Source organism: Acinetobacter tjernbergiae DSM 14971 = CIP 107465, from assembly GCF_000374425.1.
GTDB classification, from domain to species: Bacteria; Pseudomonadota; Gammaproteobacteria; order Pseudomonadales; family Moraxellaceae; genus Acinetobacter; species Acinetobacter tjernbergiae.
The window spans coordinates 96620-115614 of sequence record NZ_KB894357.1; the positions used below are offsets into that span (position 1 = coordinate 96620).

Below are 18995 nucleotides of genomic sequence, written 5' to 3' on the forward strand. Positions count from 1 at the left end.
AACGCCTGAATATTCAGGCGCTCTTTTGTACTTAATGAATTAAGCTTGATTTGTAAAATAGTCTTCGCTGAAGTTCATGATTAAGTCAGAACCTGATTTGATCTTCGCAAGGCGAGAATCAAGTTCTGGCAAAATACGGTCAACGAAGTACTGTGCCAAAGCAAGTTTGTTTTGGTAGAAATCGCCAGACTTGTCTTTTGCAGCAGCAGCAATTTTCGCGAACATATAGCTGAAGCTAAGTAAGCCAACTGCGCTTAAGTAATCTACTGCAGTCGAGTTCGGGAATTCTACATTTTCAGCCGCTTGTTCAATGATGAATTGAGTAATTGCTTCGATTTCAGTTGCAGCATCTAAAGTTGCATCTTTAATGAAGTTTAAGTCAGTGTCTAATGCATTGGCAAAATCACGGATCTCAGTGATATATTCAGCGATGAAAGCACCACCACATTTAATGGTTTTACGACCAATTAAGTCTTGAGATTGAACGCCGTTTGTTCCTTCGTAAATTTGAGAAATACGAAGATCACGGATGCACTGTTCCATACCCCATTCACGAATATAACCGTGACCACCAAATACCATTTGCGCATCTAAAGTTGCTTGGAATGCAGTATCCGTGAGGTAAGCTTTTGCAATCGGCGTTAACAGTGCAACGCGGTCATTGGCTTTCTTCACTGCTTCTGCATCAGTAGAGAATTTAGTGATATCGAGTTGCTGACCAACATAGACTGCAAATGCACGAGATGCTTCATTGTTCGCACGTGCATTTAACAACATACGACGTACATCACCATGAACTAAGATGCTATCCGCAGGTTTGCTTGGCGATTGAACACCAGAAGCACTACGACCTTGTAAACGATCAGTCGCATATTGTGCTGCATTTTGGTAAGCAAATTCAGAAGCACCAAGACCTTGGATACCCATTGATAAACGTTCATAGTTCATCATCACGAACATTGCTGCAAGACCTTCGTTTTCTTTTCCAACGAGGTAACCTTTTGCAGCATCAAAATTCATCACACAAGTTGCAGATGCTTTGATCCCCATTTTGTGTTCAATTGAACCAGGACCAGCAGGGTTACGCTCACCTAAAGAACCATCTGCATTTACAATGTATTTCGGAACGATGAATAAAGAAATACCACGTGAACCTGCAGGCGCATCAGGAGTTTTTGCAAGAACCAAGTGAATGATGTTTTCAGCGAGGTCGTGATCACCACCTGTGATGAAGATTTTAGTACCTGTAATGTTATATGTACCATCTTCATTTGGTTCAGCTTTAGTTTTGATAATACCTAAATCTGTACCTGCATGTGGCTCTGTTAAGCACATCGTACCTGACCATTCACCAGAATAGATTTTTGGTAAATACGTTTCTTTTTGCTCTTGTGATGCATAGCTATTTAACGCCATACCAGCACCGACAGAAAGAAGCGGGTAGAGCATGAATGATGGATTGGTTGCGAACAACATTTCATCAGAAAGAACAGTCAGCATTTTTGGCATTGCTTGACCGCCCCATTCCTCATCAGCACCTAAGCCAATCCAACCACCTTCGGCATATTGACGGAATGCTTCTTTGAAACCTGCAGGTGTGAAAACTTCACCGTTAACCCAACGTGCACCTTCTTCATCACCAGTACGGTTAAGTGGGTGAGTTACGTTTTGAGCAAATTTAGCCATTTCTTCTAAAATTGCTTCAGCAGTTGCAGCATCTACATGAGCAAGATTCTCATTAGACTGCCAAAATTGTTCAGCTTTAAATACATCATTTAAGATGAATTTCATATCTGCTAAAGGTGCGTTGTAAATTGGCATAATCGTTTCCTTTTAATCTCCCTAACCCCTTTTTTTAAAGAGGGGGACCACACGAATTTATGATTTTATCAGATTTGTGTAGTCCCCCTTTAAAGGGGGATTTAGGGGGATTTTAGATGTGTTAAATAATATAAATTTTACCTTGCTTCAACAAAAAAAGGACGGTCAAAACTGACCAGTCCTTTTTTTGTGATGAACGTTGCATCTCATTCTAAACTATGTTTAGAAAGCGAAATGTTCTGCATCAAGTTCAAACAATGGCGCAACGCCAGTTGAAAGTACATCTACGTGCGAACGAATACGTGGCAAGATCTTCTTGAAGTAGAAGCGAGCAGTCGCTACTTTCGCATTGTAGAAGTCAACCTCAGTTGTACCTTCAGCCAATTTCTCTTGAGCAACAAGTGCCATACGTGCCCATAGGAATGCAAGTGTTACATAACCAGAGAAGTACATGTAGTCAACCGCAGCTGCGCCAACTTCATCAGGGTTTTGCATTGCACGCATACCGATTTGCATCGTGATATCGCCCCATTCTTTGTTTGCAGCAGCCAATGGTGCAAGGAACTCTTGCATTGCAGCATTGTCTTTGTTTGCTTCAACAAATTTATGGATGATCTTGGTGAAGTCTTTCAACATTGCACCTTGAGTTTGCAATACTTTACGACCTAACAAGTCAAGTGCTTGGATTTCAGTTGTACCTTCGTATAAGCAAGCAATACGTGTATCACGTACGATTTGCTCCATACCGTGCTCAGAAATGAATCCGTGACCACCAAATACTTGCACACCGTGGTTTGCAGATTCATAACCAGTTTCAGTCAAGAACGCTTTAGCAATAGGTGTTAACACAGACAAGATGTTGTCAGCAAACTTACGCTCTTCTTCAGTTTCGCCTTTTTCAACGACATCTGCATATTGAGCAAGTAAGTAAACCAGCGCACGACCACCTTCAGCAAATGCTTTTTGAGTTAAAAGCATGTTACGAACAGCAGGGTGAACAATAATTGGGTCTGCTTCTTTTTCAGGTGCTTTAGGGCCTGAAAGTGAACGCATTGCTAAACGGTCTTTCGCATATGCTAATGCACCTTGGAACGAACCTTCAGACGCAGCAAGACCTTGAACAGCAGTACCAATACGTGCAGTGTTCATGAATGTGAACATGCAGTTCAAACCACGGTTTTCAGGTCCAATCAAGTAACCTTTTGCTTGGTCAAAGTTAATGACACAAGTTGCGTTACCATGGATACCCATTTTATGTTCAATTGAACCGCAGCGAACAGTATTGCGCTCGCCGATAGAGCCATCTGCATTTACATGGAATTTCGGTACGATGAACAGCGAAATACCTTTAGTGCCTTTAGGTGCGCCAGGTAAACGAGCAAGTACGATATGGATGATGTTTTCAGCCATGTCGTGTTCACCAGCAGAGATAAAGATTTTCTCGCCAGAAATTGCATAGCTACCATCAGCATTTGGTTCAGCTTTGGTTCGGGTAATACCTAAGTCTGAACCTGCATGAGATTCAGTTAAGCACATTGTACCTGTCCAAACACCTGAAACAAGGTTTGGCATGTAAATCGCTTTTTGCTCATCAGAACCGTGATGTTCAATCGTACGAACAGCACCGTGAGAAAGACCAGGATACATACCCCAAGACCAGTTCGCTGTACCCACCATTTCAGAGATCGCAATCCCTAAAGAGTTTGGTAAAGCTTGACCGCCAAACTCTTCATCAGCAGAAAGAGATGGGAAACCAAGTTCGATATATTTTTGATATGCTTCTTTAAAGCCTGTAGGTGTTGTAACAACACCGTCATTCCAAGTACAACCTTCACGATCGCCTGATTGGTTGATAGGAGAAAGTTCATTCTCACAGAAATCAGCCGCTGCTTCTAAATATTGATCAACCAATTCGCGGCTTACGGTGCCTTGAAATGCAGGAAGTGTTGCGTAATGTGCTTCAGCATTTAATAATTCGTGCAATACGAACTGCATATCACGTAAGGGTGCTTTGTATTGTGGCATAGCATTTTCCTCAATACTGGTTAAACCAGAGTTATAATCTTAGTCAATGATAAATGTGCCTAATGGCACCATTTTGTACTGCTAATCGTGCAACAAGTTATAGTTCGGTACAAGCTATTACAGGTCATTTCTTAGTGACTGTGAAGTCAAAGATTGTCGTATTGCCTGTATAAGCGTATTGATTGTAGGTAGTTTCCCTTGAATCTGCTTGTAATAATATGCAAAAAATCGTAAGCAGCTGTGTAGGACAGATGAGACTTTGAGGTCTGTTGATCATTTCACTGAGTCATAATATTTGTCAGCATTCATAAAAAAGGCGCTTAAAAGCGCCTGTGGGTCGAACAAAGAATTAAGTTGTAGCGTTGGTCTGGCGTTTGAACTGTGATTGGTCAGGTGTAAAACGAATTTCACAACTGCCTTCTATTACACGATTATTCAATTGAATGCTCACGCGTTCACCAGTGCGCTTTCCTTGACAAGCTTTTTCAATTTGGGCTCTTTGTGCTTGATGCTCTTCACGCATTTGTTCACGTTTTTCTGAGCGTTGTTCGCGTTTCGCTTGCCACTCTGCGCGTTGTTCAGGTGTCAGTTGCTCACGTTGCATATTTGAATGACGGTGGTCATGCTTCATTCATTGTTCTGGAGGCATCGTTGACTGACAGGCAGCTAAACCTAAAACAGAACTGAGCAGTGTAGTCATCAATATGATTTTTGTCTTGTTCATTGTTTTATCCAGTGTCAGCAGTTGTGATTTGATGGTTAAAGATTAGATAATAAAGATGAAGAAACAATGGAGAGTTTTTTTCGACCATGTTGGTTACAATTCATAAATAGAACACTATTGAGATTGCGCTTTTGAATGTTCGTCGCGTGCCCTTAGCCTTACGTTTATTTTTAACGGTATTACTCACGACTTTAGTTATTGCCACCATTAGTTTGGGTGTGTTGCATTGGACGATGCAAAAGAACTTTGCCCGTTATGTTGCTGATGTCGAAATGCAAAAATTAGATCGTCTGATTGCCAATTTAGGTAATGTTTATACGGTTTATCATGATTGGGGTAATGCCATTCAGGCACAAATTTTACAAATTGAAGGAACAGCTGCATCAGATGATTATGATCGTTTATCGCAGTGGTGGTTACGTCGACAATATGATATTGCATTACAACAGCGTTATTTCAATGATCATACTTTGTTAACGCTTTCTCCGACTTTGGCACAAAATAATACAGAAATGAAAAACCGCCAAATTTTTAATGATGAAGAGTTAAAAATTTTAAAGCAAAATTTACCCTCTGAATATCAACCTTTTGAAGGTTTACGATTTCCTTTGAGTCCTAGCCAGTTTCGTTTGAAAAATGACCCTAAAGATGAAAAGAAACAGCCTCAATTAAACAATTCAAATGAGCATGTGAAAAAACGTTTTGTTTCTATTCCTGATCGTTTAGGTTTGAGCTCAAGACTATCTTTGTATGATCAACAGCATCAATTTATTGTGGGGGAACCTGCAACAGATCAAATTTCTTATCGACCAATAATTGTGGGCCAAGAGGTCGTTGGTTATTTGGGATTAAAGCCTGTTTTAGATCAGGATGATGCCTCAAGTATCAATTTTTTTAGTAATCAAAAACGATATCTACTTTTAGTTTATGCACTTACTGTATTATCAAGTTTGGTTGCAGCCTTATTGATGGCGACTTATTTTAAAAAGCCAATTCAATGGCTATTGAATGCAACCTCAGAACTTACACGTGGTAATTATCAGCATCAAGTGAAGATTCGACGGAATGATGAATTGGGTGATTTATCAAATCAAATTAATAACTTGGCCGATATTTTACATCAGCATGAAGAGTCGCGCCGTCAATGGGTCGCGGATACCTCACATGAGTTGAAAACCCCTTTGGCTGTTTTACAAGCTCAAATTGAAGCAATGCAAGATGGAATTCGTAAGGCGACACCTGAGCATTTAAGTGCGATGATGCGTCAAGTCGCAAGTTTGAAAAAGTTGACTCAGGATTTAGCAGATTTAGCACAGGCTGATGCACAACAACTCAAATGTTATTTTGCGGAAATCAATCCGTGGGATGTGGTATTGCAGGAAGTAGAGAACTTTAAGCCTACTTTTGATCAAAATCATCTCGAGGTGAACTTGTTTGGTGAGGGCACAGTTTTATCTTTGGATTTAGATCGCTTTAAACAGATTATCGTTAACTTATTGGGCAATTGTGTTCGCTATACCGAGCAAGGTGGAAAAATACAGATTCATACTCAACAAAATGAGCAACAATGGATAATGTATGTCGATGATAGTCCATTTGGCGTGAGTGATGAGCAGTTAGCGCATCTGGGTGAGCGTTTCTATCGTGTAGATGATTCACGTACACGAAGTACAGGCGGTACAGGTTTAGGCTTGGCATTGTCATGTAAATTGGCACAAGCATTAGGTGGTTCACTGACTTTTGATCATTCACCTTTGGGCGGATTGCGTTGTGTACTGACTTTCCCAAAATCAATCAAATAACTTTTAGAACCTCTTTTCTAGAGGATGATGGATAGGATGAAAACCATGAAACATATTATGTTGGTTGAAGATGAAGTTGAACTGGCGCAGTTGGTTCGTGATTATTTAGAAGCAGCTGGTTTTGAAGTCAGCATGTTTCATGATGGTCAAGATGCTTATACTCAGTTCCAACAACGTAAACCCAGTCTCATGATTTTAGACTTGATGGTTCCTCGTATGGATGGTTTAACTATCTGCCGTAAAGTCCGTGAGCAATCTGATCTACCGATTATTATGGTGACTGCACGTACTGAAGAAATTGATCGTGTCTTAGGTTTAAATATGGGTGCAGATGACTATATTTGTAAACCTTTCAGCCCGAAAGAATTGGTTGCTCGTGTTCAAGCTGTTTTACGCCGTTTGGAGCGTAAGGCAGAACCTGATCAAAATGATTTATTTCGTATAGACAAAGCGCAGCAACGGATTTGGTATCAACAAAAAGCATTAACTTTAACGCCAACTGAATTCCGTTTATTGGAATTATTTTTGGAGCATCTCGGTCAAGTTTATTCACGTGCGCAACTGTTAGATCATATTAACCCTGATAGTTTTGATGTGGCCGATCGTGTGATTGACAGCCATATCAAAAACCTACGCCGTAAGATCACAGATGCTGCCGAAACAGGTAATCGTCATGAATGGATTCAAGCCGTTTATGGTGTGGGCTATCGTTTTGAATATCCAGATGATTGAGTTTATTCAATAAAATAATAATCCACATCTAAACTCAAACCTAGCGTAAACAATTGTTGAATATTGGATGTGCTGGCGAGTCGATGATGTGGGTTTTCAACATACCCAGTTGCACTGATACCGAGTGAATATTGGGGATTAAAAAAGAGCTGCTGTAAGGTACTTTGATAAGGTTGTAACTGTTCGAGTAGATCACTGATATGCTCATTCAGTTTTACTGTTTCTCGATTTAAACGAGAACATAATTTAAGTAATGAATTTCGATGTTTTAATTGTTGTTTGGTTTCTAATTTAAGTCCTTGATCAAAACCCACTTCAAAAGTTAATTCAGGAAATAATTGTTGTAACTCCTTTGCTGGTAATTTAGACCAAATACAGAAATAAGCATATTCACTACATGGTCTTGATTCTTCTATTGTTGCGATTGGTTTTGCATATGGATAATCGTGTCCATCATCTTGATCTAAATAACCATATAAATGAAACCTAGCATTTAATTCGCTCAGCTCCCGTAATAGATCAATATTAAGATGAAATCCTGCACCTTGCGTATTTCTATCATGCGTAACTAAATGCAAAGTTCGATGAAATGATGCGGGAAGCTGTAATATATTGGTGCTGGTTTCAAGATAAGTAAACCAATGCTGTATTTGCTCTGTATTGTTTAAATTTGGATCAATATCAAAACGGATGCACATCTGCTGAAATTGATGTGTACCATCATCACTGATTTGACCTTTATTCCAAGCTTCATAGCCACACATTCGATCAAAATGATATTGTTCAATAATTTGTTGAACATCTTGTTCACTGTCTTGGGTAATGGTGAAATAAAAGTATTCACTATAGCTTTGTTGTTGGGACATTTTTTATCAATCTCATTTTATCCTGTGGATAACCACAATATTATCCACAGAAAATGTGGATAGTTTTAAAAATTTATGGGTGAATATTGATCTTTGTCTGATTGGAGACGAGTGCCCATATTTCATCTATATCTGAATTAGTGACAGCAATACACCCCAAAGTCCAATCTTTACGAGGTATATAAGTTGCACTTGATGGCAATGATGCTGCCCGTGTAGGCACTGTTCCATGAATCATGACATCTCCACCTGTAGATTGATGCTGCTGTTTGGCGAAAGCCAGATCGTTTTGATTCGGGTAGGAAATATGTAGCGATTTATAATATGAACTTTGAGGATTGCGCCAGTCGATTGAATACGTTCCCTCAGGTGTTTTGCCATCACCTTCAAATTGTTTATGCCCGATTGGGTTAAAGCCTAAACGAATCGGATAGCTTCGAATCACTTCATCTTGATGTTTCAATTGTAGAAGTCGTTGGCTTTTAAACACTTCAATTGAAGTCACGGGTGTGGTTTGATTGAGTCGTTGTATATCTTGTGCTGAAAGAGGTTTGTGTGTTGGTGTGAATGTAGGCAGAAACTTTCCATACTGATAAAAAGCCAGTCCATTGAAAAGAATCAGTATTATAAATCCAACCACAAACCTGAGTTTCATCATTGATCTTCTACGATGAACAACTTACTGAAATTTCAGGCACATCACTTGGTAAAGGTGCAGTATCTTGTTCAGTTTCCAACTCAGGCTGTTTTTGATAAGGCTGATTGAGGAGCTTAAATAAACGATCAACTTCACTAAAATCACCACGTTCGGCTAGTTCAATCGCTTTTTGTGCCATGTGGTTGCGTAAAATATAATGAGGATTAGCGCTTTGCATAACTCGATCTAACTCATCCGTATCCTGATTGTTACGTATGCCCTGATATTGATGTAGAAAAGCATCAAACTGACGTAGATCTAAGCAGTCATCACGGAGTGCTTTATATGCCTTGTTTTGTAGGCGAATAAAACTTTGCGTATAGTCGAGTTGTTCCGTTTGTAAAATTCGTAAGAATGCAAAACTACAATCTAAACTGTCTTTATGAAAATGGGGGAGTCCAATCTTCTCGCAGAGTCCTTGACCATAGTGGTGTAAGAAGGTCGGCTCAAACTGTTCTAAGCAAGTTGCTAAATCGTGTTTGAATTGTTCTTTATGCTCAGGCTTAGCTAAAGGAATAAGATTGTTCAACCATGTCCACAAATTCCAATGTCCAATGCTCGGTTGGTTTTGATAGGTATAGCGACCTTGGTAATCGGAGTGGTTATTAATCCAGTTTGGTCGAAAGCGTTCCATAAATCCATAAGGACCAAAATCTAAGGTTGAGCCTGTAATATTTAAATTATCGGTATTCATTACACCATGCGCAAAACCGACCAATTGCCATTTGGCGATCATGATTGCTGTACGTTCAATGACAGCTTTAGCAAACGCAAGGTTTGGATTGTCAGCTTCTAAACATTCTGGATAATGCCATTCGATACATTTTTGCGTAAATTCAGTTAAAAGTTCAGGTGCATATTGATTGATCCACTCAAAATGACCGAGGCGAATGTGACATTCTGAAGTGCGTAACAACATTGCACCAAGTTCTAAGGTTTCACGTTGTACACCTTGTGTAGATGTGGTGAAACCAACCGCATGACTAGATGCTACACCAAGTGCATTAAGCGCATGTCCAGCTAAATATTCTCGAATAACTGAACGAAGTACGGCACGACCATCGCCCATACGAGAGTAGGGGGTAGAGCCAGCACCCTTGAGGTGTAGATCAATGGTTTGCCCATGTTGATTTAGAATTTGTCCAATCAATAAACCGCGTCCATCGCCCAATTGACCTGCCCATTGACCAAATTGATGACCTGCATACACCATTGCCAAGGGAGTGAATTCAGCAAAAGTTTTTTGCCCACTACAAATCTCGACCCAATTGGCTTTATCTTCTTCACTCCATTGCAATTCATCTGCCAAGGCCTCGTTAAAATGACCTGCTTTTGCACCACGTAAAGGACTTGGTTGTTGCTGATGATAGAGCTTTGAATTAAGAGATGGATAGCGAGGATTGAAATGCATAGGTCAATATCATGGCAAGGAACTGAATGATGACTATAACAAAGATAGGTCTAAAATAGTGAATTGTGGTTATGAGCTGAGTCTTTAAATAGGCATAAAAAATGGCCTCTAAAGAGACCATTTTATTGAATATGTTTATTCCGAAACTGGTGCTTTTTTGATATTACGCACTAATGTTTCTAAACATTCGCGATGGTGTGCAAGGCGATGTTCAAGCAGTTGGAAATCAACTTTAAGCTTATGATCCATTTGATGGATTTTTTCAGCCATTGCCGCTTTTTTCGCTTGTAGTTCTTGCTCTTTCAATTTAGCCCAATCATTTAATGTATTGGTAAATGCTTCATATTCTTGAGCAATACGTTGTTTCATCTGAGCGATATCAGTATTTACATCGTGACCATAAATTGCAAGGTCTTGTTCAGCATATTTAAACTTCATCGCAAGCTCGGCTTTTTGAATATTAAAGCTTGGAATACGACGTAGATTTTTGGCTAAACCTAACTTAGAACTTGTCCAAATTAACCATTTTGTAGGGTCATATTGCCACCATTTTACGCCGTTACGATAATCGTATTGGAAAATATGGTGATAGTTATGATAACCCTCACCCCAAGTGAGGATGGCTAAGATGAAATTATCACGTGCGGTATTTTCGTCAGTATAAGGGCGTTTACCCCACATATGACAGAGTGAGTTAATGAAGAAGGTGACATGGTGGCTGAGGAATAGACGAACTAAACCACCTAAAAGCAACACGCCCCAAATATCATTCACTAACCATCCAATCGGTAATAAAATACCTGCATGAACAGCAATGACTAAGGGAACATAATATTTATCTTGGAACATAACTAATTTGTCATTCAACAAATCAGGTGCATTTTTATAATCTGGTTCAGCGGCAGGATAGTTACGTAACATCCAACCCATATGTGCGTACCAAAAACCATTATTAATCGAATACGGGTCTTGGTCTACATCGTCAACATGACGGTGATGTGTACGATGACCTGAAGCCCAAAATAGGATACTATTTTGAACGGCAAAGGTTCCCATGATCATGAGAATAATTTTTAAAGGTAGTGTCGCTTCATAAGCACGGTGTGCCCATAAACGGTGATAACCAGCAGTAATACCTAAACTGCTTACACCCAGTAGGACAAACATGCTAATCCATGCGCCCATACTAAAGTCATGATGATAGGTATAAATTGGAATCGAAATGAGTGCAACAACTGGTAAAAATATCAATGCAAAAATTGCAATCCAATTAATGGGTGCTTTCTTGAGTGGGGCGGAAGTCATATCCGTCAGCGCTCCTAAAAACCTTGTTTACACAAGATATAAAACCAAACGAGATAGCAAAACCAATCATGACGATATATTGCTATTTTATGCCTGATATTAGCATGCTCAGATTAGTTAGCACTAGTATTATTCTACAGTTGTATTGAAAGAACAGTAACAGAATTCATTTGTTGAATTAATCAATGAATCAAAAGGCGAAATAAATCAATGTCTGAACAAATAAGCGTGAAAAATACAATTTATTCTTTGAGCAAGTTTTTTCACAAAACTTTAATATTATCTGTCGCTTTCATAGTTGTTGCATGTCAAAGCCAACCAACTCAAGTCAACAAAAATAGCCTACAGCCAAAGCGTGTAAATCAATTGCCATCCATGCAAATTCGCAAGAGTAACGATGGCGTTCAAGATGTAAGTTGGCAAATTACCATGATTCAAAATAAACGTGCTTTATTCTTCAACCAATATCCAAGTTTTTCGCTGAATTCTATTGCTAAAACCGTTTCAGGTCATACAGGCTGCAATATTATTTATGGGACGTATCAATATGATCTTAGCCAAAGGAAAATGAGTTTTGATGTGAGAGCGCAGCACTTTAGCTGTGATAAAGCATTAGCACAAGAAGCAGAGCTGATGGATGCGATGCAGCGGATTGAACGCTTTCAAATTGAAGGGACGAATTTGTATTTATTAGATGCAAAAGGGCAGCGTTTAATTCAGGCACAATCTAAAAAATAAAATCAGTTGGCGGAATAAATTCCGCTCTTTTATAAAGTCAGATGTTGCAACATGGTACTTGGTACATCGGTGATCAAGCCTTGAATGCCTAATTGTTGTAGGTGTTTGGCACGTTCAACCTCATTGACTGTCCAAACACTGATGGCAAGCTGAGCTTGCTGAGTGAGCTGAATGATTTCATCTGTTGCAAGTTGATCTTTCCAGCCAATTTGGCAGCATCCGTATTGATGTGCGAGTTCGATGGCATATTCCCCAATCGGAATTTCAACTAACAAGCCACGTTTAAAATGACTTTGATGTTGTTGCAATGCCGCTAAAATTTTCACATCAAAACTGGTAATCGTAGCAGCCTGTTCAAAGTCGAGTAAATCTTGATGTAATTGCAGAACTAAACGCTCAGCAGCAGCTTCATCTGCAACGGCTTTAATTTCAACTTCAATATGTTCAAAGTCAGTTAAACAAGCCATCACATGGGGCAGGCTAGGTGTGTATTCCTCAAATGCCCAAGCATGCCATTGATGACGATGATCGAATTGCTGAGCCTCGTGTAAATTACAGCTTTCAACATGCTGTAATTTACCCGTGGTACGAACAAAATCATCATCATGAATCACCACCAATTGGTCATCTTTAAGTTGACGTACATCAAACTCGACGGCACGTATACCTAGATTATGTAGATAACGAAAGCCACCTAACGTATTTTCAGGAGCTTCGCCACGTGCACCACGATGACCAATGATTCGCATTTTGATTTACCTTAGAATAATTATGCTTGATCAATACTATCATTAATGTTTTTTTGCCAAAGCACTTCACTACCGCCTTCCGCACGCTGCAAAGCACGCGAAGCAACAAATAACCAGTCAGATAAACGGTTTAAAAGTTGTAATGCAGTAGCTTGAATGTTTTGATCACGATTGTGTACTGACATTAAAGCACGTTCTGCACGGCGGCATACGGCACGAGCTTGATGTGCATAACTACATGCTAAGCTACCCGAAGGTAAGATAAATTCTTTAAGCATCGGTAGCGATTCATTCATGTGATCAATTTCTTTTTCGAGAAATTCGATACAAATTGGTTGGAGTAAATGATAGTTCGGAATACAAACTTCACCGCCTAAATCGAACAGCCAATGTTGAATCAAGCTTAAACTTTTATCCCAATCAGCTTTATTTTCAATTTGAGATGCGCTGATTTGTGCCCGAAGTACGCCAATCGTGGCATTGAGTTCATCTACATCACCTAGTGCATTAATTCGTAAGTCATCTTTAGCAACACGTGAACCATCCCCAAGCCCCGTTGTGCCTGAATCACCTGTGCGTGTATAGATTTTACTTAAACGATGTCCCATGAAACTGTCCTACAAATAAAAAGGGGATAATGTCGGTCAGAACATTACCCCGAAATTGGAGTTAAGAAAATATTTTTGTTGTCTAGATTGCACGATTAATAACGTAAGGTGACACCCACAGAAGCTTGGCGACCACCGTTGATGTACCAATCTGTTGCAGATCGAGATACTTGGTGGTACTGATTATCCCAAAGGTTTTGAATGTTGGTAAAGATTTTTACATTTGGATTAATATTCCAAAAGGCGTTGAAATCCATCGTCGCATAGCCAGGTACTTGAATAGGATTTGCAGTATTTGATGCATTTGATTTTGAACGAGCAATCGCTGAAATATTGATACCGTAGATAGAGTTCTCTAAACCAGTTGTTAGGGTAACAGTATTTTTTGGTCTGTAAGCTATTTCTAACCCAGTTTCTTTATTTTCAGTTTTTACATAGGCATATTGGGTTGAAATGAAGTAATCATCTTGTTGCCATTTTAAACCTAATTCACCACCTTTAAATGTGGCTTTATCAACGTTTAAGTTTTGATAAACAGGAAAAGTTGTTACCCAATCACCATCACAGGTTGCAATACATTGAGATGAAATTAAATTCTTAACTTCATTTTGATAAAGTGAAATATTTGCAAGTAAATTTTGATTCAATTGATAGTCAGCACCAATTTCATAAGAAGTACTTTCCTCTGGTTTTAAATCAATATTTCCTCCCCATTGTGAGTACATTTCATTGAGTGTTGGTGCACGGAATGCACTTCCAATATTCGCATACATACTTGCATTCGGTAAGAAATGATAGCGAACAGCAGCTTGACCAACGGTATGATCACCAAAGCGCTCATTGTCTTCTAAACGCACACCCACTTGCGTATCAAATTGTTCATTTTTAAATTGGTGTTGGAGGTAATAGCCTGTGCTATCAACACTCTGATCACCTTTTAAAATTGTGTTGGTTTGATAATTTGCATCCGTATATGTTGCACCAACTAAGATATTTTGATTTGGGGTGAATTTCCATTTTAGGCTTAAATCACCTTCATTATTTTCAGTGTCGTAGCGTGAGCCATAAGAAGGTACATTTTGCTTATCTTGCGCATTTGAATAACGTGCATTTACGATTAAATCAGGCAAAATATTGTAGGCAAGCTTTGCATTAATGACACGATTCTCAAATTGGCGTTGTGCTGTATTGCTAATATAGTTATTAGTGAAAATATTGGTTCCCTTATTTTCACTAATCGAAGCAGAAGCATCTATTGTATTTTCTTGATAAAAACCGACTTTGGCGTGATAGCCCTTTTGATCATAACTGGCTTTTTCATTTTTAGGTTGGCTTTCTAGAATGCGTGTGCCATCACTTTCTAAGCGTTGACCACCGACTTGTGCATAAAAACCTTGATCAGTCACTAAATTGGCATTGGCGATCGTTTTATAAGTGTTATTTTCCCCATAAATGCTTGTTAAATCTGCCCCTGTTTTTTCAGGTTTTTTTGAAATTAATTGGACAACACCGCCAATTGCATCACTGCCATATTGTACAGATGCTGGTCCTTTTAAGATTTCAACTTGTTGAACATCAGTTGTATCTAAAAATGCAGGATAGAGTGGGGCAAGTTCATTTTGACTGTTTAAGCGAGCACCATCTTTAAGAACTAAAGTATGAACTGATTTCGCGCCGCGAAGTGAAATCTCAGAAATTTGTCCTAAGCCACCGCTTTGTTTTATATATACCGATGGATCACGTTGAATTACATCAGAGATATTTAATAAAGGATTTTGTTCAATCGTCTTTTGATCAATCACAGTTAGACGTGCAGGAACATTCTTTAACTTTTCTTCAGAACGAGATGCCGTTACAACAATCGTATCAAGTGTTGCTGTTTTATTCGTTGATTGATCTTGAGCAAAAGTAGTTGAAGAAAACCCCATCGCAATAGCGATAGCACCAACTAAACGTGTCGGTTGAAAAATAGTAGACATGATGTCGCTCCATACATTCACCCGTCGTGAATGTTAACGTGGAAATAAACAACAAGCAGGTCTCCGGACTTCACTATATCATCACAATGATGATGCTATTAATCATCTTCCCACATCATTCAGATGCAGTGATTTGGCGTTTAGCTGAGATTAATAATTCGGTGTTACCGTTGCGAGGGCAGTGTTGGACTTACACCAACTTCCCTATAAGCAAAAGAATTTGCTTTAGACTTGTTGCGAGATGGCGCGAAGTATAGAGTGTTAACGTTTTTTAAACAATTGCATTTGGAAATGAACTTTGACCAAAGTATGTCAAATTGCTTTACAATGTGAGAGTAGTAAATAGTCATCTCAAATTGGACATCAAATGCGCCAAACCCAACTCCGAACTCGTGCCAAAATTTGTGGAATCACGCGGACTCAAGATATTGATGCTGTTGTGCAAGCAGGAGCAGATGCGATTGGTTTTGTATTCTTTCCTCCAAGCCCACGTCATGTCAGTATTGAACAAGCGCAAATCTTGGTAAGCTTAGTACCCGCTTATGTTCAGTTGGTTGGTTTATTTGTAAATGCAAGCGCAGAAGAAATACAAACAGTGCTTGATTCAGTTCCTTTAGATGTATTACAACTGCATGGTGATGAAACACCTGAACAATGCCAACAGATTGCTGTGCAATGTAAACGTCGTTGGTACAAGGCTATTCAAGTTAAACCTGATTTAGATATTTTGACCGAAATTCAACGCTATCAAGCTATGGGAGCCAGTGCGGTTCTACTTGATGCGTGGCATCCTGATTTAAAAGGTGGAACAGGCCACTGTTTCGACTGGAATAAATTTCCAAAACTCGATATTCCACTAATCTTGGCAGGGGGCTTAACCCCTGAAAATGTGAGTGACGCTATTGATACTACAGCCGCTTTTGCTGTGGATGTCAGCGGAGGCGTCGAGTCCGCAAAAGGTATAAAAGACCAACAACTCATTGAAAAATTTATGCAAGGAGTCCAACGTGGATCAGCAAAACCTTAGTCAACAAAATCAGGCGATTGACTACACCCAGTTTCCAGATGCTCAGGGGCATTTTGGTATTCATGGTGGGCGTTTTGTGTCAGAAACGCTTATGGCTGCACTTGAAGACTTAGAAAGTCTTTATGGTCGTATGAAAAATGATGCCCAGTTTTTAGCAGAGTTTGACCGTGATCTTGCGTTCTATGTTGGTCGTCCGAGTCCACTTTATCATGCTGAACGATGGTCTCAGCACCTCGGCGGTGCGCAAATTTACCTGAAACGTGAAGACTTGAACCATACAGGTTCGCATAAGGTCAACAACACGATTGGTCAGGCTTTATTGGCAAAACTGTCGGGCAAAAAACGTATTATTGCAGAAACAGGCGCGGGTCAACATGGTGTTGCGACCGCGACGATTGCTGCACGTTTAGGTATGGAGTGTGTGGTGTACATGGGTGCTGAAGACGTAAAACGTCAGGCAATGAATGTATATCGTATGCGTTTGCTTGGAGCGACTGTAGTCCCTGTGCAAAGCGGTTCAAAAACATTAAAAGATGCCATGAACGAAGCAATGCGTGATTGGGTGACTAATGTTGATACGACTTATTATGTGATTGGTACGGTTGCTGGCCCACACCCATATCCACAACTTGTTCGTGATTTCCAATCAATTATTGGTCGTGAAGCACGCCAACAAATCCAGACGCAAGCAGGGCGTTTACCTGATGCCTTGGTCGCTTGTGTTGGTGGTGGTTCAAATGCAATGGGCTTGTTCTATCCATTCCTGAATGACCAAGATGTGAAAATGTACGGTGTTGAAGCCGCAGGCTATGGTATTGAAACAGGTAAACACTCTGCTCCATTAAATGCAGGGCATGTGGGTGTATTACATGGTAACCGTACTTATCTCATGTCGGATGAGCAAGGTCAGATCATTGAAACACATAGTATTTCAGCAGGTTTGGACTATCCAGGTGTTGGCCCAGAGCATAGTTTCTTAAAAGATATGCATCGTGTTGAATATGTGCCGATCAGAGATGATGAAGCACTACAAGGTTTCCGTGATTTAACACAAATTGAAGGGATTATTCCTGCGCTTGAAAGTTCACATGCGATGGCTTATGTGACGAAACTTGCGCCAACCATGTCGAAAGATCAAATCATTATTGCAACAGTTTCAGGTCGTGGAGATAAAGACTTGATGACCGTTGCTAAAATTGATGGTATTCCGATGGTCGACTTATAAAACTGAATATTTGTGTGATATTATTGAATAAATAGTGTGCTAAAACAGAATTGATTTTTATGCTCTGACTAGCTATACATGGACGTATAACACGATAATAATCACACAGGATTGTAGGGGATGAAATACTCCTTACCCATATATATTAGTAAAGCCTTTCTTGTCATTTTGGATTGGGATTTAGTCAAAAAATCCCAATCTATACTTATTTATGCCAGCTTTACTGCGGTTGTTATATATTTTATGCAAATAAAGTATATGTACCACCCTTTAGCAAATACTGAGCTACTCGTTAAGCTCGAATGGTTATATCCCAGTATATTTGTTTTAAATACATTTTTAATCTTATTTGGTTTTTTTATTAAGAATAAGCCAAAATTTCATATTTATTATGTATTATTTCTATCTGTCTATTACCCATTTTCACTGTTAGGTTTGCCAATAGGAATTGGTTTGCTGAATATTCTTAATGGGATTATTTTTATGGGAATTGCTTTTACGGCATTATTGTTGTTCCCTCGGTTTGTTGTTTATTTTGGTTTGGCTTCTTATATCATTGCATATTTTCTTTTGTCTGGACTCACTGTGCTTGGTTATCTAGATTATGCGATGGCCTATAAGCCATATATATTGCTGCATAAAGATGTTCAGAATACCCAGATTGTTTATTCAATGTTTTATACGACTTTATATGCAGCATTTACCATAACTTTATTTGATATTAGTGTAGAGCGTTGGCGTAGATATAACTCAAAAATAGAGAAACTTAGTTGCACTGATGAATTAACGAATCTGCTTAATCGTCGAGGGGTTAATCAAATTATTGATTTACAGATGCAGCAGGCACAAATTACTCACCGTGAAACATCATTAATTATGGTCGATATTGATAATTTTAAAAAAATTAATGATCAGTATGGACATCATCAAGGTGATTTGGTTTTAAAACATGTCGCCGATATATTGCGGAAAAATTTGCGAGCCAGTGATGTGATTGGACGTTATGGTGGTGAGGAGTTTGTTATTTTATTGCCATTTACTTTAATTGAAAATGCGGTTGCAGTAGCAGAAGTTTGTCGTAAAGCATTAGAGCAAAGTACAATTAAAGTTAATGAAACGGAATTTCTTTATGTTCAAGCTTGCTTTGGGGTAAGTAGTACAGTTCATAGCGGTTTTGATTATATGAGTTTATTTGAACAAGCAGATAAAGCATTATATGAAGCCAAGCATAATGGAAAAAATCAGGTTAGAACAGTTCATACACTGTAATTTATTTGAGGGAATAT

General features: G+C 39.1%; 15 protein-coding genes, 1 pseudogene and 1 riboswitch. Of the genes and pseudogenes, 6 read left to right on the forward strand and 10 right to left on the reverse strand.

From position 1 onward, the window contains the following. Positions 1–39 precede the first annotated feature (39 nt). The 3 genes and pseudogenes from C502_RS0105125 to C502_RS18095 all read right to left on the reverse strand — a co-directional run bounded on the left by C502_RS0105125 (position 40) and on the right by C502_RS18095 (position 4570). On the reverse strand, positions 40–1821 hold the full coding sequence (locus C502_RS0105125) for an acyl-CoA dehydrogenase C-terminal domain-containing protein (protein WP_018677774.1): 1782 nt from the start codon (positions 1819–1821) through the stop codon (positions 40–42). A 222-nt stretch (positions 1822–2043) separates the two neighbouring features. Then, positions 2044–3846, reverse strand: a complete 1803-nt coding sequence (locus C502_RS0105130) for an acyl-CoA dehydrogenase C-terminal domain-containing protein (RefSeq protein ID WP_018677775.1) — start codon at positions 3844–3846, stop codon at positions 2044–2046. Positions 3847–4195: 349 nt separating this feature from the next. Next, positions 4196–4570, reverse strand: a pseudogene (locus tag C502_RS18095) (heavy-metal resistance). 131 nt (positions 4571–4701) lie between these two features. Between C502_RS18095 and baeS the strand changes: the two are divergent. Both baeS and C502_RS0105145 read left to right on the forward strand, forming a co-directional pair. Continuing rightward, on the forward strand, positions 4702–6372 hold the full coding sequence (gene baeS / locus C502_RS0105140) for a sensor histidine kinase efflux regulator BaeS (RefSeq protein WP_018677777.1): 1671 nt from the start codon (positions 4702–4704) through the stop codon (positions 6370–6372). 45 nt (positions 6373–6417) lie between these two features. After that, a complete protein-coding gene (locus C502_RS0105145; protein WP_018677778.1) occupies positions 6418–7104 on the forward strand; it encodes a response regulator in 687 nt (228 codons plus the stop codon). Positions 7105–7106: 2 nt separating this feature from the next. Here C502_RS0105145 and C502_RS0105150 read toward each other — a convergent pair whose 3' ends face one another. The 4 genes from C502_RS0105150 to C502_RS0105165 form a co-directional block, all read right to left on the reverse strand. Beyond that, positions 7107–7970 (reverse strand): hypothetical protein, encoded by an 864-nt coding sequence (locus tag C502_RS0105150; RefSeq protein ID WP_018677779.1) that lies wholly within the window; start codon positions 7968–7970, stop codon positions 7107–7109. A gap of 73 nt (positions 7971–8043) precedes the next feature. Next, positions 8044–8625, reverse strand: coding sequence for a L,D-transpeptidase family protein (locus tag C502_RS0105155; RefSeq protein WP_023274561.1), 582 nt, complete (start codon positions 8623–8625; stop codon positions 8044–8046). Between the two features lie 10 nt (positions 8626–8635). Further along, entirely contained in the window at positions 8636–10078 is a 1443-nt protein-coding gene (locus C502_RS0105160) for a protein adenylyltransferase SelO (protein WP_018677781.1), read from the reverse strand. A 135-nt stretch (positions 10079–10213) separates the two neighbouring features. Further along, positions 10214–11383: an acyl-CoA desaturase gene (locus C502_RS0105165; protein ID WP_018677782.1), complete on the reverse strand. Its 1170-nt coding sequence runs from the start codon at positions 11381–11383 to the stop codon at positions 10214–10216. Positions 11384–11593: 210 nt separating this feature from the next. Here C502_RS0105165 and C502_RS0105170 point away from each other — a divergent pair, with 210 nt between their 5' ends. Continuing rightward, entirely contained in the window at positions 11594–12121 is a 528-nt protein-coding gene (locus C502_RS0105170) for an META domain-containing protein (protein WP_018677783.1), read from the forward strand. A gap of 29 nt (positions 12122–12150) precedes the next feature. Here C502_RS0105170 and C502_RS0105175 read toward each other — a convergent pair whose 3' ends face one another. From C502_RS0105175 to C502_RS0105185, 3 genes are all read right to left on the reverse strand, one after another. Beyond that, entirely contained in the window at positions 12151–12870 is a 720-nt protein-coding gene (locus C502_RS0105175; RefSeq protein ID WP_018677784.1) for a glycerophosphodiester phosphodiesterase, read from the reverse strand. A gap of 20 nt (positions 12871–12890) precedes the next feature. Further along, positions 12891–13478, reverse strand: a complete 588-nt coding sequence (locus tag C502_RS0105180; RefSeq protein ID WP_018677785.1) for a cob(I)yrinic acid a,c-diamide adenosyltransferase — start codon at positions 13476–13478, stop codon at positions 12891–12893. A 95-nt stretch (positions 13479–13573) separates the two neighbouring features. After that, on the reverse strand, positions 13574–15457 hold the full coding sequence (locus C502_RS0105185; RefSeq protein WP_018677786.1) for a TonB-dependent receptor plug domain-containing protein: 1884 nt from the start codon (positions 15455–15457) through the stop codon (positions 13574–13576). Positions 15458–15494: 37 nt separating this feature from the next. Continuing rightward, a riboswitch (cobalamin riboswitch) is annotated at positions 15495–15707 on the reverse strand. Positions 15708–15824: 117 nt separating this feature from the next. Between C502_RS0105185 and C502_RS0105190 the strand changes: the two genes are divergently transcribed. From C502_RS0105190 to C502_RS0105200, 3 genes are all read left to right on the forward strand, one after another. Then, entirely contained in the window at positions 15825–16484 is a 660-nt protein-coding gene (locus C502_RS0105190) for a phosphoribosylanthranilate isomerase (protein WP_018677787.1), read from the forward strand. Next, on the forward strand, positions 16465–17709 hold the full coding sequence (gene trpB / locus C502_RS0105195) for a tryptophan synthase subunit beta (protein WP_018677788.1): 1245 nt from the start codon (positions 16465–16467) through the stop codon (positions 17707–17709). Before C502_RS0105190 ends, trpB begins: the two co-directional genes overlap by 20 nt. A gap of 120 nt (positions 17710–17829) precedes the next feature. Beyond that, a complete protein-coding gene (locus tag C502_RS0105200) occupies positions 17830–18978 on the forward strand; it encodes a GGDEF domain-containing protein (protein WP_023274562.1) in 1149 nt (382 codons plus the stop codon). The last annotated feature ends 17 nt before the right edge of the window (positions 18979–18995 follow it).

What these genes read in the sequence shown, in the direction of transcription:
- C502_RS0105200 (WP_023274562.1), top strand. Translation starts at nt 17,830, where the DNA reads ATGAAATACTCCTTACCCATATATATTAGTAAAGCCTTTCTTGTCATT.
- C502_RS0105175 (WP_018677784.1), bottom strand. Translation starts at nt 12,870, where the DNA reads ATGCGAATCATTGGTCATCGTGGTGCACGTGGCGAAGCTCCTGAAAAT.
- C502_RS0105165 (WP_018677782.1), bottom strand. Translation starts at nt 11,383, where the DNA reads ATGACTTCCGCCCCACTCAAGAAAGCACCCATTAATTGGATTGCAATT.
- C502_RS0105125 (WP_018677774.1), bottom strand. Translation starts at nt 1,821, where the DNA reads ATGCCAATTTACAACGCACCTTTAGCAGATATGAAATTCATCTTAAAT.
- C502_RS0105160 (WP_018677781.1), bottom strand. Translation starts at nt 10,078, where the DNA reads ATGCATTTCAATCCTCGCTATCCATCTCTTAATTCAAAGCTCTATCAT.
- C502_RS0105190 (WP_018677787.1), top strand. Translation starts at nt 15,825, where the DNA reads ATGCGCCAAACCCAACTCCGAACTCGTGCCAAAATTTGTGGAATCACG.
- C502_RS0105155 (WP_023274561.1), bottom strand. Translation starts at nt 8,625, where the DNA reads ATGAAACTCAGGTTTGTGGTTGGATTTATAATACTGATTCTTTTCAAT.
- C502_RS0105180 (WP_018677785.1), bottom strand. Translation starts at nt 13,478, where the DNA reads ATGGGACATCGTTTAAGTAAAATCTATACACGCACAGGTGATTCAGGC.
- C502_RS0105145 (WP_018677778.1), top strand. Translation starts at nt 6,418, where the DNA reads ATGAAACATATTATGTTGGTTGAAGATGAAGTTGAACTGGCGCAGTTG.
- C502_RS0105170 (WP_018677783.1), top strand. Translation starts at nt 11,594, where the DNA reads ATGTCTGAACAAATAAGCGTGAAAAATACAATTTATTCTTTGAGCAAG.
- C502_RS0105185 (WP_018677786.1), bottom strand. Translation starts at nt 15,457, where the DNA reads ATGTCTACTATTTTTCAACCGACACGTTTAGTTGGTGCTATCGCTATT.
- C502_RS0105130 (WP_018677775.1), bottom strand. Translation starts at nt 3,846, where the DNA reads ATGCCACAATACAAAGCACCCTTACGTGATATGCAGTTCGTATTGCAC.
- C502_RS0105150 (WP_018677779.1), bottom strand. Translation starts at nt 7,970, where the DNA reads ATGTCCCAACAACAAAGCTATAGTGAATACTTTTATTTCACCATTACC.